11 protein-coding genes are annotated in these 14,002 nt (G+C 43.3%); 3 read left to right on the top strand and 8 right to left on the bottom strand.

The window, feature by feature from the left end; all coding sequences use genetic code 11:
• Nucleotides 1-101: 101 nt before the first annotated feature.
• From JMX82_RS06130 to carA, 7 genes are all read right to left on the bottom strand, one after another.
• Nucleotides 102-974, bottom strand: a complete 873-nt coding sequence (locus JMX82_RS06130; RefSeq protein ID WP_201539883.1) for a TIGR03915 family putative DNA repair protein — start codon at nt 972-974, stop codon at nt 102-104.
• Between the two features lie 57 nt (nt 975-1,031).
• Nucleotides 1,032-2,300 (bottom strand): putative DNA modification/repair radical SAM protein, encoded by a 1,269-nt coding sequence (locus tag JMX82_RS06125; RefSeq protein WP_201539882.1) that lies wholly within the window; start codon nt 2,298-2,300, stop codon nt 1,032-1,034.
• A gap of 122 nt (nt 2,301-2,422) precedes the next feature.
• Entirely contained in the window at nt 2,423-3,037 is a 615-nt protein-coding gene (locus tag JMX82_RS06120; protein ID WP_201539881.1) for a hypothetical protein, read from the bottom strand.
• A 185-nt stretch (nt 3,038-3,222) separates the two neighbouring features.
• Nucleotides 3,223-4,191, bottom strand: coding sequence for a hypothetical protein (locus JMX82_RS06115; RefSeq protein ID WP_227676399.1), 969 nt, complete (start codon nt 4,189-4,191; stop codon nt 3,223-3,225).
• A gap of 512 nt (nt 4,192-4,703) precedes the next feature.
• Nucleotides 4,704-5,180, bottom strand: coding sequence for a transcription elongation factor GreA (gene greA / locus JMX82_RS06110; RefSeq protein ID WP_045445504.1), 477 nt, complete (start codon nt 5,178-5,180; stop codon nt 4,704-4,706).
• Between the two features lie 394 nt (nt 5,181-5,574).
• A complete protein-coding gene (gene carB / locus JMX82_RS06105; protein WP_201539880.1) occupies nt 5,575-8,829 on the bottom strand; it encodes a carbamoyl-phosphate synthase large subunit in 3,255 nt (1,084 codons plus the stop codon).
• A 206-nt stretch (nt 8,830-9,035) separates the two neighbouring features.
• Complete coding sequence (carA, locus tag JMX82_RS06100; RefSeq protein ID WP_201539879.1) at nt 9,036-10,268, bottom strand: glutamine-hydrolyzing carbamoyl-phosphate synthase small subunit; 1,233 nt, start codon at nt 10,266-10,268, stop codon at nt 9,036-9,038.
• A gap of 451 nt (nt 10,269-10,719) precedes the next feature.
• Between carA and JMX82_RS06095 the strand changes: the two genes are divergently transcribed.
• On the top strand, nt 10,720-11,256 hold the full coding sequence (locus JMX82_RS06095; protein ID WP_201539878.1) for a gamma carbonic anhydrase family protein: 537 nt from the start codon (nt 10,720-10,722) through the stop codon (nt 11,254-11,256).
• An 89-nt stretch (nt 11,257-11,345) separates the two neighbouring features.
• Here the strand turns inward: JMX82_RS06095 and JMX82_RS06090 are convergent, their stop codons facing one another.
• The gene (locus tag JMX82_RS06090) at nt 11,346-11,852 is read right to left on the bottom strand and encodes a hypothetical protein (RefSeq protein ID WP_201539877.1); all 507 of its coding nucleotides are present in this window, start codon (nt 11,850-11,852) and stop codon (nt 11,346-11,348) included.
• Nucleotides 11,853-12,053: 201 nt separating this feature from the next.
• On the opposite strand from JMX82_RS06090, the gene JMX82_RS06085 reads away from it, so the two are divergent.
• Nucleotides 12,054-12,755: an HAD family hydrolase gene (locus JMX82_RS06085; protein WP_201539876.1), complete on the top strand. Its 702-nt coding sequence runs from the start codon at nt 12,054-12,056 to the stop codon at nt 12,753-12,755.
• 116 nt (nt 12,756-12,871) lie between these two features.
• Nucleotides 12,872-13,967, top strand: a protein-coding gene (gene prfB / locus JMX82_RS06080) for a peptide chain release factor 2 (protein WP_157292386.1) whose coding sequence is annotated in 2 segments (ribosomal slippage) — nt 12,872-12,943 and nt 12,945-13,967 — 1,095 coding nt in all. Because the reading frame shifts where the segments join, the coding sequence is not laid out codon by codon here.
• Nucleotides 13,968-14,002 lie beyond the last annotated feature (35 nt).

The following is a 14,002-nucleotide window of genomic DNA, read 5'->3' as shown; positions in this document are numbered from 1 at the left end:
AAAGCCGCCAAAACTCAACCATCAAGATAAAAAGATAAGGTTATATGGTCGAGTTTCTAAGGGAGATACGCATAAAGGCTTGAATCGAAGGATAAAAGTCATTAGCGACGTTTCTGTAAATGCTCAGCATTGGGCAGTACTTGCTTTTCGCTTAAGTATTTCCAATAGCGCTGCGGCAAGTATTGCTTATGCAAACGGGGGTTTTTACGCTCTTTGATGTTGACGTTGGTAAAGTAACCTTGCCAAAATTTTTGATAGCGCTGCTCATCCTCGCTATGAATACTGGCAGGATTGCGCAGCACGGCATTATCTAGATTAGTGATGGTTTGTAGGGCAGCGGGGCATTTAGGCGTACTTTTGCTTTTATCATAATAAATGCCATAGCCACGGGATAAATCATAAATCGCCCAGTGTTGGTCTTGGTAGCGCTGCCGAAAATGCTCGCCAATCAGAGGCAATACATTAAAATCAGGCTCCACTCGCGCAAAATAGATATCGTCAGTGGTATGCTCAAAACGTACAAAGGCTTCCATACGATGTTTCTCACGACCGACCGATTTGACAGTTTGCACCAGCTCTAAGACATTGAGGTTACCCAAGTCTTCCATAATATGGCGGCTAGGATAATCGATGGCATATTTGACCACTTGAAATAGAGTCGTACCGATATTGTCTTTTTCGGATAAAAATCCCCAGAGAATATTGCGCATACCCGAGCGACCTAAGAGCTTATTCAGCTTTATCAGTACGCGTTCGGCATTGTCTTCATCGGTAGTAACGCTAGTCGCTTGTGCGATTAATGAAGGTACATAGCAGTCTTGAGCGATTAACTGTAGAGAATCATCGTTTTGCAATTTATTGGCATAGACATAAAATACCGCACTCAGCCAACCCTCAAAACTTGGTTCGTAAAGCACGATGCTGGGTGTTAAGTGACCGACAGTATAGTCGTGGCTTTGCAGCAGTTGTGACATCTACACTCCTATTTATAATAGTAATCACTGAAACAATGCTAATTACAACAGTGCTATTTAAAACAAAGCCATTTGCCCATTACGCTGGTCTTTATACTTGGTCTGCGTCTGTGCCAATACATATTGTCGGAAGTTATCACGCGTTAAATGCGCTAAATGTTCGTTTTTTCCGGTAGTTGCGATAAAGTATTTGGCGCGATTGACCGCCGCGCCCATTTTTTTGAGATGATAAAGCGTCAACTGATTAAACTTGCGCGCCTTTACTATCTTTTTAGCCGTCTTAGTACCAATGCCCGGGATACGCACAATCATCTTATAAGTGGCGGTTTGAATATTAACCGGAAAATGCTCACGGTGGCGGATTGCCCAAGCAAGCTTTGGGTCGCAGTCCAAATCCAAAAATGGCGAGTCTGGTTCAACGATTTCATGGGCACCAAAACCATAAAAACGCATCAGCCAGTCCGCTTGATAAAGGCGATTTTCACGTATCATTGGCACGGGCGTTCCAATAGCTGGTAAGCGGCTGTCGGACAACATCGGTACATAGCCAGAGTAGTAAACGCGCTTAAGATCGTACTGTTTATAAAAATGACTCGATAACTGAATTACTTGCAAGTCAGTCTCGTTACTCGCGCCAACAATCATTTGACTGGTTTGACCTGCTGGCACAAATTTCGGTGCTTTTTTATGGATTTTACGGCTCTCTTTGATCGTAATAATTTCAGTTTTAACCGTTTCCATCGGTGCTTTTAATTCATCATGTGATTTTTCTGGGGCGAGCAGTGCTAGACCTGATTTGGTCGGAATCTCAATATTAACGCTGAGACGATCGGCGTATAATCCCGCTTCTAACAGCAACTCTTTTGATGCACCCGGAATGGTCTTTAAATGGATATAGCCATTAAAGCGTTCACGTGTCCGCAATATCTTAGCGACCTCAACCAGTCGCTCCATCGTATAATCGCCACTTTTAAAAATACCTGAGCTAAGAAACAGCCCTTCGATATAGTTACGGCGATAAAACTGCATGGTTAAATCAACCACTTCCTCGACGCTAAAAGCAGCGCGCGGCGTGTCATTGCTTTTGCGTGAGGTGCAATAAGCGCAATCGTATATACAGTGATTGGTTAAGAGGATTTTTAACAAGCTGACGCAGCGACCATCTTCGGTATAGCTGTGGCAAATACCAGTAGCGGAGGCATCGCCAAGACTACCACCTTGGTTTTTGCGCGTACCAGCGGAGGAGGAGCAAGAAACATCATACTTAGCAGCGTCCGCTAAAATATTGAGCTTGCCTTGTAGTCGTTCGTAATTGATGGTTGCCATAAGCGGTACTGACCAATACATTAATGAATAACTATTTTAACAAATTTAGCCTTAAGTCATTGTATTTATGAGTGAAATAGTAATTTTATACGACAACTGTTGTCGTGCTATTTATGAGATTTTTAATTAAAGGAGCAGGGATTAGGTAATGTTTGAACCACTTCCTCTGAGAAGTGGTTTTTGATAATCAGACGTCCTTTTTTATCGAACTCAGCATCGTACTTGGGATAAATCGCAGATTCACTATTGCCATGAGTTGAAGGTAAAGCTACCTCTTTATCGGAGAAAAAATGACGGGCAACCCAGAGTTTTTGGTCATTGTTATACTCAACACTACACTGACTTTTTGTATCAAAGTCAAAGTATAGGTCAAAATTTTGTTTTTTATCCCCACGACCAAATAGTATATTAGTGCCGCACGGACTACCACAGCCGATATAGACATGATAAGTATCTTTATCGATTCTTTTGAGCGAAGTATGGTTCCAGCCGTAGCCACCCATGTCATCCATAAGCACGGTTTCTATTACTTCGCCATTATTTAAGGTTTCGCTTTTAAGGATATAACCATCATCGCAATATTCATGACCGTCTTTACTCATATATACAGTACAAATTTTCGACATATAAAAGCTAGCATCAAATTTTGGTTCGGCAGCTTCAGCCCAAGATATAGAACTCAAAATACAGCTATAAATGATAAAAATCAATGAATAGAGAGCAGTAAATTTATACATGCGAATAATGACCAGATATTTGTTTTAAGTTAATAGCACTATAGCAAAAGGTTGGTTGTTAAGAAATAAAGTACAGGCATAAAAAAGGTCTTGCTGACTAGGAAATTAGCCGGCAAGACCTTTTATTAATTTTAAGATTAATTAAATAACAATACTTTTCAAATCTAAACTTTCAAATTTAATTTTTACTGAACCTTCGCACGTATAACAACCGTTTGCGGTGCGTTAGCAGGAAGATCTACCAAGTTCCATTTGAGTCCAGAGTAATTTTCTGTGATGACTACAGTGTTGCCAACTTGTTGGATAGTCTGATAACTGTCGCCACCTGTTGTCGCAAGCGTGGGTAGTGGGCTATTCAATGATACCAATTGCACGCCATTTGGTAGTGACACCATGGCATTGATGTCAGTGACGGGTTGTGCCGTGGTATTGGTATAAGTGGTGTGGTATTCGATGATGTCGCCAGGTGCGATATGGTTCGCAGGGACAGCCACTTCGCGACCATCTTTGTTTTTTAATATTTTCATCACTTTGGTTTGTGCATTCACCACATCAGGCGTACTAAAGGTCGGGGTCAGTTGCAGAGCATCTAAAGACGTAGATACTATTTGCGTCGTTGCAGGTTGGTTCGTCACTATGGTTGTCGTTGGCGTATTGATGACTGGCAATTGGGTAGCCGTCGTCACAGGCAATACTTGTGTCACGCTAGTCGTCGGCACGGCTATGACATCAACGTTGCTTGTTTGATTGGTCATCTGGTTAGTCACAGGTACGCTCGTAACCGTGGTGCTGCCTTGGGTGACGACCGTACTGCTCGCACCATTACTGGCTACTTGGCGAACCGTATAGCGAGGAACGTTAGTTACTTGAGTCACCGCATAAGGCATGCCGTCTTGCATAGTGATGCCGTGTGGTGTCGCTGTAATGGTCGCGGTTTTACCGTCAGAATACTGCTCAACGACGGTAGTGCTACTACCAGCAGACGAAGTGATGGCGATCTCAGGCGCAGCATGTGCGGTAGATACCGTCAATAAAGCGCCTGCTAAGATTGTTGGAATAGCAGTGCTTATCACACTTTTTTTGACGAGGCTGTGCTGGGTAAACACCTTCTTATTTATAGTCAGTAACGCTGGCATATCGATGTGTATGGTCATAATAGATTCCTTTAAAATAACAGTAAATAAAGCCGCTAATGTAGTAGCAGAAAGCAAAGCGTAAAAAATAACGCTTAGAAAACAACACCTAGAAAACAACACCTAGAAAACAACACCTAGAAAAGAAAAACCCCCGTCAAATGAGCATGTAAACCATGTCAAATAACGAGGGTAAAGATACTAATGATAGCCAACGTTCGCTATCTCTCCATCATTATTTTAGTCAGTTGCTAAGCACTTATGTCTAATGCTTAGAATAAGACAGTTGTAATAGGCACAAGGCTCAGCATCTATACTCGAGCAATTATGCGCTAAAACAAACAGACTAAAAAAGCAGCGTTGTGTAAGTTCTGCTCTATTCATAATGAGGTTGTGTACTGCTTTCTACGCTCATTTGCTAGGCGAATTGCCAGCTGATTCACGTTAAAATACTGCTGTCATCAAAAGCTTTTTATTTATCAAAGAATTGCTATCAAAGGCTTTCTATTCAGATATTTCTCAAATCGGGAAAATTAATCGTAAATCACTTTCATGATTTCGTATTCGACCACGCCTTTTGGCGTTTCAATACGCGCTTCATCGCCTTCAGACTTACCAATCAAACCACGTGCGATCGGTGAATTGACTGAGATTTTACCCGCTTTAAAGTCTGCTTCGTCATCACCAACGATTTTGTATTGTTTTTCTTCTCCGGTGTCCATGTTTTCGATAACGACGCTCACGCCGAATATCACACGACCATCTTTTGGTAATGTTGCAGGATCAATCACTTGCGCGCCGCCAAGTTTGGCTTCGATATCACGGATACGCGCTTCACAAAAACCTTGCTGTTCGCGAGCTGCATGATATTCAGCATTTTCTTTTAAATCGCCATGTTCACGAGCTTCAGCGATAGAAGCAGTGATGCGTGGACGGTCGATACTTTTTAACTGTTTTAATTCGGCTTCTAGAGCCGCATGTCCTTGCGGAGTCATGGGATAACGTTGCATGTTTTTTCCTTAAACCAATAACACCACACCATCTCCTACTCTTAGTGAATAGTGAGATGGTGTCAGTGTTATTGCAATGAATATGTGAAGATATAAAAAGAATGAGGTTTAGACTGCGTAACAACTAAACACGCGCTTATCTGTGAGCATGGATACACTGACAAACAAGGCACTTTAACCTTACGTAATAAAAAGCATAGTCGCAGTTTAGCCACTATGCTTTTTAGGTCTATCTTTTTAAAACTTTATTTTTTTGAAGTACTGCTTTTTTAAGCCGTACGTTTTTTAAAGCACTACTGTTATATAAAAATCGATAACAAGTTTTGCATCCGCTGTTAAACGAGCGTTGCCGTTATGCTTAATCTACTGAAATTATGCTGCTAAGTCAATAGAGCTAAGCAATAGTCTTTGCTTGTTCGTGCAAATCTTGTAGCTTATAGACCTCAAACGGTAGGTCAATGGCATAAGATTTACAAACCGCGTCTGCCGCCCCTAAAGTCGTCACATAAAACACTTTACCTTGCAGGGCGCTACGGCGGATAGAGAATGAATCCTCTTGTGCTTGTTTGCCTTCAGTGGTATTGATAATAAGGTCGATTTTACCATTTTTCAAGGCATCGACGATGTGCGGGCGACCTTCGGTAACTTTATTGATTTGCTTGCACTCAATACCGGCGTCGCTCAATATTTTTTGCGTACCAGTGGTTGATACAATGTTAAAACCAAAGTCAACAAGCTGGCGAGCGATAGGGGCGATTTGTGCTTTGTCACTATCACGTACTGAGATAAAGACAGTTTTGGTTTCGCCTTCGGTCGGTAGACCTGGCAGACGCTCATTACTACCGATAATGGCTTTATAAAATGCTTCGCCAAAGGTTTTACCGACGCCCATCACTTCACCGGTTGATTTCATCTCAGGGCTCAAGATTGGATCAACGCCAGGGAACTTCGCAAACGGGAATACCGCTTCTTTGACCGCAAAAAATGCCGGAACGATTTCAGTGGTAAAGCCTTGGTCTTTTAATGAGGTGCCAGCCATACAGCGCGCCGCGATTTGCGCTAAAGAAGTACCAATACATTTAGAGACAAACGGCACGGTACGGGCAGCGCGAGGGTTCACTTCTAAGATATAAATCGTTTCACCTTTTACGGCAAACTGTACGTTCATTAAACCTACAACACCAAGCTCTTTTGCCATGGCGACCGTTTGCGCGCGCATCACATCGCACAGCTCATCAGACAATGAGTAAGGTGGCAATGAACACGCGGAGTCACCAGAGTGCACGCCAGCTTGTTCGATATGCTGCATGATACCGCCAATCACGACGTCAGTACCATCGCTAACGCAGTCGACATCGACTTCGATCGCATCGTCTAAGAAGCGATCTAGTAGGACGGGCGCTTCGTTCGATGCTTGAACCGCCGTACGCAAATAGTGTCTTAACTCGTCTTCGTTATAGACAATTTCCATCGCGCGACCACCAAGTACATATGATGGGCGTACTACCAACGGATAGCCAACGTCTTTTGCCTTGACCAAACCATCTTCTAAGCTCGTCGCTAAAGCATTGGTTGGTTGGATAAGGTTCAATTGCTGAATCATATGCTGGAAGCGTTCGCGGTCTTCTGCGCGGTCAATCGCATCTGGGCTAGTACCAATGATTTTTACGCCAGCAGCTTCAAGAGCGCGAGCAAGTTTCAATGGTGTTTGACCACCAAACTGTACAATCACACCATCAGGATTTTCGATACGGACGATTTCTAACACGTCCTCTAACGTGATTGGCTCAAAATATAAACGGTCAGAGGTGTCATAATCGGTCGAAACCGTTTCAGGGTTACAGTTGACCATGATGGTCTCGTAGCCGTCTTCGCGCATCGCAAGTGCTGCATGAACGCAGCAATAGTCAAACTCGATACCTTGACCGATACGGTTAGGACCGCCACCGATAACCATGATTTTCTTGTTATTCGTTGGATTGGCTTCACATTCGCTATCGTACGTTGAGTACATATAAGCGGTACTGGTAGCAAATTCTGCTGCGCAGGTATCGACGCGCTTATACACGGGATAAACGTTTAAGTCCCAACGCTTTTTACGTAGCTGCTTTTGTGAGACACCAAGGAGTTTTGCTAAACGCAAATCTGATAAACCTTTACGTTTAAAGCTGCGTAAGTTCTTCTCAGTTAAACCACCAAAACCTAACGCTTTGACTTGAGCTTCAGTTTTCACGATATCTTCGATTTGTACCAAGAACCATGGATCGATTTTGGTTAAGTTGAATACTTCATCGACGCTCATACCGATACGGAAAGCATCGGCAATATAATAAATGCGTTCAGGCGTTGGAATGGTTAAGCGATTGGTGATTTCGCTACGTGCCTTTTCAATGCTAACTTTCGATAAGTCAATTTGCTCATCAAAACCATCATTGCCAGTTTCCATACCACGTAATGCTTTTTGCATCGACTCTTGAAAGTTACGACCAATCGCCATGACTTCACCAACCGATTTCATTTGGGTTGATAAAACACTATCTGCTTGTGGGAATTTTTCAAAGTTAAAACGTGGGATTTTTGTGACCACATAATCAAGCGCAGGCTCAAAGCTGGCTGGCGTTTTGCCACCTGTAATGTCATTTTGCAATTCATCTAGCGTGTAACCAATGGCTAATTTCGCCGCGATTTTAGCAATCGGGAAACCAGTGGCTTTTGACGCCAATGCTGATGAGCGTGACACACGTGGATTCATCTCGATGACGACCATACGACCAGTATCAGGGTTAATACCGAACTGAACGTTTGAGCCGCCTGTTTCAACGCCGATTTCACGCAGTACTGCTAATGAAGCATTACGCATGATTTGGTATTCTTTGTCGGTCAAAGTCTGTGCTGGCGCAACGGTGATTGAGTCGCCGGTGTGCACGCCCATTGGGTCAAAGTTTTCAATCGCGCAGATGATGATGCAGTTGTCGTTTTTGTCACGAACCACTTCCATCTCATACTCTTTCCAACCGATTAATGATTCATCGATAAGGAGCTGATGGTTTGGTGATAAATCAAAGCCACGCTCACAAATCTCGATAAATTCATCACGGTTATACGCGATACCGCCGCCTGAGCCGCCCATGGTAAATGATGGACGAATGATACAGGGATAGCCCATTTTTTCTTGGGTTGCAAAAGCTTCTTCCATCGTCTCAGCGGTTTCAGCGCGTGGACATTCAAGACCGATACGCTTCATTGCTTTATCGAACAAGTTGCGATCTTCCGCCATCTCGATAGAGTCTTTGGTCGCGCCAATCAATTCGCAGTTATACTTGGTCAAGACGCCATGCTTGTCTAATTCTAAGGCACAGTTTAGCGCCGTCTGACCACCCATGGTTGGCAAGATCGCATCAGGGCGTTCTTTAGCAATGATTTGCTCAACGGTCTGCCAAGTAATTGGCTCAATATAAGTCGCGTCCGCCATGGTAGGGTCAGTCATGATGGTCGCAGGGTTTGAGTTGACCAAGATGACGCGATAGCCTTCTTCTTTTAGTGCTTTACAGGCCTGTGCACCCGAATAATCAAACTCACATGCTTGACCGATGACGATAGGACCTGCGCCTATGATAAGAATGCTTTTTATGTCGATACGTTTTGGCATAGTTAGGGCTACCTTCGTTAGTATGATATTTTAATTGATTTATATTCGGCTAAACTCGTATTTGAACAGTGCTATATTTTAATAAAACAACACTTTAATAAAACGATATTTTGCGTGGCGCAGCTTAAACCATCATGCGTGATCTAAGCTGTATAACGAATACTTACTGTTTGCTAATGACTGATACCTAAAAGCTGATTAACTGCTTAAGCTTTAGCCGCTGCCATCATCTCAGCAAACTTATCAAACAGTGGCGCGCAGTCATGCGGACCTGGGCTGGCTTCTGGGTGACCTTGGAAGCTAAAGACCGGCTTATTAGTTAGCTCGATACCTTGGTTGGTACCGTCAAATAGTGAGCGATGGGTCGATTTAACATTAGCAGGCAGCGTGTCTTCATCAACCGCAAAGCCATGATTTTGACTGGTAATCATAACTGTGCCAGTCGCTAAATCTTGAACTGGATGGTTGGCACCGTGATGACCGGTTTTCATTTTAATGGTGTTTGCACCGCTAGCTAGACCAATCAACTGATGACCTAAACAGATACCAAAGGTTGGCACATCAGTTTTTTCAATGATATGACGTACGGCATCGATAGCATAGTCGCAGGCTGCAGGGTCGCCAGGACCGTTTGATAAAAAGATACCATCTGGGTTCATCGCCAGCACATCTGCGATAGGCGTTTGTGCAGGAACGACGGTTACATGACAGCCGCGGTCAACCAGCATACGCAAGATATTGGTTTTGCTACCGAAGTCATAAGCGACGACATTGTATTTTGCTTCGATATGCGTACCTAGTTGCTTGAAAAACCCGCCTGTACCGCTATCATGACTGCCAATGGCATCACGGTTAAGTAGGGTATCTGATAAATCCCACGTACCTGCTGTCCATTCGAACGTCTCTTTAGTACAGCATTCTTTTGCCAAGTCCATGCCTTCGATACCAGCAAACTCTTGTGCCAATTTGATGGCTTGTTGCTCGTCAGCAGCGCTGATTGTCTCGCCGTCTGAGGCGGTCATAATACAGCCATTTTGTGCGCCTTTATCACGTAGTAGACGAGTCAATTGACGGGTATCAATCTCAGCGATTGCAACGGTATCGTTACGTGATAAATAATCGCTTAATGATTCTGAGTTACGGAAGTTTGAGGTAACCATCGTTGCATCACGGATGATAAGACCGTCTGCCCATACCTGATGACCATTGCCAGACTCAGTGTCCTCGCTATTGGTACCAGTATTGCCGATGTGCGGATAGGTGAGGGTCACTAGCTGGCGCGCATAACTTGGGTCGGTTAGGATTTCTTGATACCCTGTCATGGCTGTATTAAACACCACCTCACCGACACGATGACCAAGACTGCCGATACTCACACCGCGAAAAATCGTACCGTCTGCTAATGCCAAAATTGCTTGTATTTCTGCCGATGAATTCAAGGTTTGCCTCCGCTGTTATTAGTGAGTGCCATAATTTTTTATGATGAAATTTTGGATTGAACGCGGCTTTTTGTATCGCAAAAATTGCTATTAATGGATACTGAAAAACACCTAAACCCAAAATTTTCCCACAAAAAAGCGAGAAGACATTATTGATGGAAACTACAAAACCCACTAGATAGTGAATAGGTAACTTGCATCATGTCCGCTCGCTTAGGCACAGATTTTGCGCATTATATACAATATGCCCGCAGATAGCCAGCCGATTTTTAGATTGAAAAGTATGCCTTTAATTATTAGCCGTTAATAGCGCTGGATTTTCCCTTTTGGCTTTGCCACAATGGACAGCAAATCGAAATATCTGGTTTTCATGATTCGCTTTCATGACTAATTTTCATGACTAATTTTCATGATTGACCTATTTCATTACTATATATAACAAGGAGCCGTTATGATTTATCAATATTTAGACAAGGTGCCCGAATTCGCGGTACCTTTTAATGGTTGGGTCGCAGACTCAGCACGAGTGATAGGTGATGTCTATTTGGGTCATCAAGCTAACGTGTGGTTTGGGGCAGTGATTCGCGGGGATAATGAGCGCATTCATGTCGGCGATTATAGTAATGTGCAAGAAAACAGCGTCATTCATACTGATGCAGGTATTGAGGTCAAAATCGGCAACTATGTCACCATTGGTCATTTAGCGATGCTGCACGGCTGCGAAGTCGGTGATAACAGTTTGATTGGTATTGGCGCAGTGGTATTAAATAATGCCAAAATTGGTAAAAATTGCATTATTGGTGCTAAGGCATTGGTCACTGAAGGCAAAGAGATTCCAGACAACTCACTCGTCATGGGTGCGCCTGCAAAGGTGGTCAAAACCTTAACGGACGAGCAAGCAGCGATGTTGAAATTATCAGCGATGCATTATGCGGAGCGTTGTCAAAAATTTAAAACGGGCTTAACAGAAGTAGCCATGCCTGATTAAGCAGAAATTTATAAAGCATCCGCGAACTGTCTGGTATTGATCTATTGTTTTTATATACATCATGCAAACGTTTTTTACATAGGGAAGCTTTATACCATCAGCATCATGACCAGCCAAATAATGGCAAAAATGATGATGCCAATAATCAGTCCGCGAAAAATATCGTGGCGTATAGAATAGTCATTAAGGTAAGCGTTATGATTGGCTGTTTCGTTGATGTTGAGCGCATTGACGCTTTCAGCGCCAGCATTTTTACCAACGATAAAACCCATGATTGCGCCTATGACCAACATAAATGGGGTGAATAACCAAAAAACGTCGCCATTACCTATACCAGCTATTGAGCGAATAACCACGATAGCAAGATCGATCAGTAAACCGCCAACTCCGTACATCACACCATTTAAGAGCGCATACAGTATACGGTCGAAAGGTGATTGATAGCTTTTACCCAGCTGACGTTGTCTGATTTCTTTGATTGAACGGGCAGGGCGACGCGTTTTACTTGGCAAAACAGTTTTGATATCAGGCGCTTCCATGCGATTCTCTATTTTTATGATGAAGTAAGCAAAACAGATACTAGGGCGTATCACCATTTTTAGCACCATTTAGGCGCTTTCGTTCAGAGCGAGGACACGCCCTAACCACAAGTTATATAAATAAAGTTACCATAATTTTGTTTGGTAAACAGTAGTATTCACGAAAAATTTTTTCATATCATTATTTATCTATAAAGCGGAAGTTATTAAAAACCAGTTGTATTTCTGTCTTTCAACAAACAATAATAAGGTCTCATTATGCAGGCAACACAAGCACAACTTTCTCCAAAAGAGCTGGCACTTTTTGATTTAGACCATACTTTGCTCGACGTCGATAGCGACTATTTATGGGGCGAGTATATCGTCAAGCACGACCTCGTCGATGAAGCGCAATACCGCACGGCCAATCAAAAGTTTTACCAAGACTATATCGAAGGTACGCTTGATGCGACGGAATATAATGAATTTGTGGCGCAGTTTTTGAGGAGCTTGCCGATGGATAGATTGCATGAGCTACGAGAAGACTATATTAAAAGTGAAATTGAGCCGCACATACGCCCAAAAGCGATGGAAGTGCTCTGTCAGCATGTTGAAAAAGGTCATGAGGTGGTGATTATTTCTGCGACCAATGATTTTGTGGTTTCGGCTATCGCCAAGCGTTTTGGGATCGAAGGTGCCAATGTGCTATCAACGCCGCTTGAGATAAAAAATGAGCGCTATACGGGCAAACTTACCGACAAACCAAACTTTAAAGAGGGTAAGATTTACCATTTAAATAAATGGCTAGAGAAGCAGCAATCAGCGGGTGTTGAGTTTGATAAAACTTATGCTTATTCAGATTCCAAAAATGACATTCCACTGCTTGAGTGGGCGGATGTGGCTATTTGTGTGTCACCTGATGACGCGCTGCATGCGCATGCGTTAGCCCATCGCTGGGCGGTTGAGGATTGGTCGATTTAGGCTGTTTAACGTTATTTAATATAAAGCCAGTCATAATTAGCCAACTATTTATCGTCAATCTCATTTAAAATAGCGCCATATCAGTGAGATATTTATTTAAAAAGACAGGAAACCTTATGGAAATCAATCCGTATCAAGAACGAATCAAAGATTTATCAGAGCGTGGGCAGGACTTGCGGAGGTATCTTTGACTTCGATGGTAAGCAAGAACGCTTAGAAGAAGTCAATTTAGAGTTAGAAAACCCCGAGCTATGGAATGATCCAGAGCGTGCGACTAAAATTAATAAAGAAAAAAGCCAGCTTGATGGCGTCATCGATGTTGTGGTGTCGCTTGAGAGCACATTGGAAGATGCGTCTGCCATGCTTGAGCTGGCGGTAGAAGCAGAGGATGAATCCTTGCTGGCGGATGTGCAAGCAGAGCTCGACAATGCGGAGAAACGCGTTGCTGATTTAGAGTTCCGTCGCATGTTTAGCGGTGAGATGGATCCTAATAACTGCTACTTAGATATCCAGTCGGGTAGTGGTGGCACTGAGGCGCAGGATTGGGCAGAGATGCTGTTGCGTATGTATACACGCTGGGCGGAATCGCATGGCTTCAAAGTTGAAGTTATTGAAGTGTCTTCTGGTAGCGTGGCTGGTATTAAATCAGCAACGATTGAGATTAAAGGGGATTATGCTTTTGGTTGGTTACGTACCGAAATCGGCGTGCATCGCTTAGTCCGTAAATCGCCATTTGATAGCAATAACGGTCGTCATACCTCGTTTGCTGCCGTTTTTGTGTCGCCTGAAATTGATGATAATATCGAGATTGATATCAATCCAGCAGATTTGCGTATTGATACTTATCGTTCATCTGGCGCAGGTGGTCAGCATGTGAACACCACCGATTCTGCGGTACGTATCACCCACGAGCCAAGTGGCGTGGTGGTCACTTGTCAGAACGAACGTAGCCAACATGGGAACAAAGCGACGGCGATGAAGTTGCTGCGTGCCAAGCTTTATGAGCTTGAGATGCAAAAACGGATGGAATCTCAGCAAGCGGTCGAGGATGGCAAGTCAGACGTCGGTTGGGGCAGTCAAATTCGCTCTTATGTACTCGATGATTCACGTATCAAAGACTTGCGTACTGGCGTTGAAACCTTTAATACTGGTGCGGTACTCGATGGCGACCTCGATCAATTTATCGAAGCGAGCCTAAAAGCGGGACTGTAAAATAAAATAGTAACTAATATTTAATTAAGGAAAAT

Source organism: Psychrobacter sp. 1044 (genome assembly GCF_904846525.1).
Classification (GTDB): domain Bacteria; phylum Pseudomonadota; class Gammaproteobacteria; order Pseudomonadales; family Moraxellaceae; genus Psychrobacter.
Note: the sequence above shows the minus strand (reverse complement) of the source record. Positions and strands in the feature narration are given on the sequence as shown.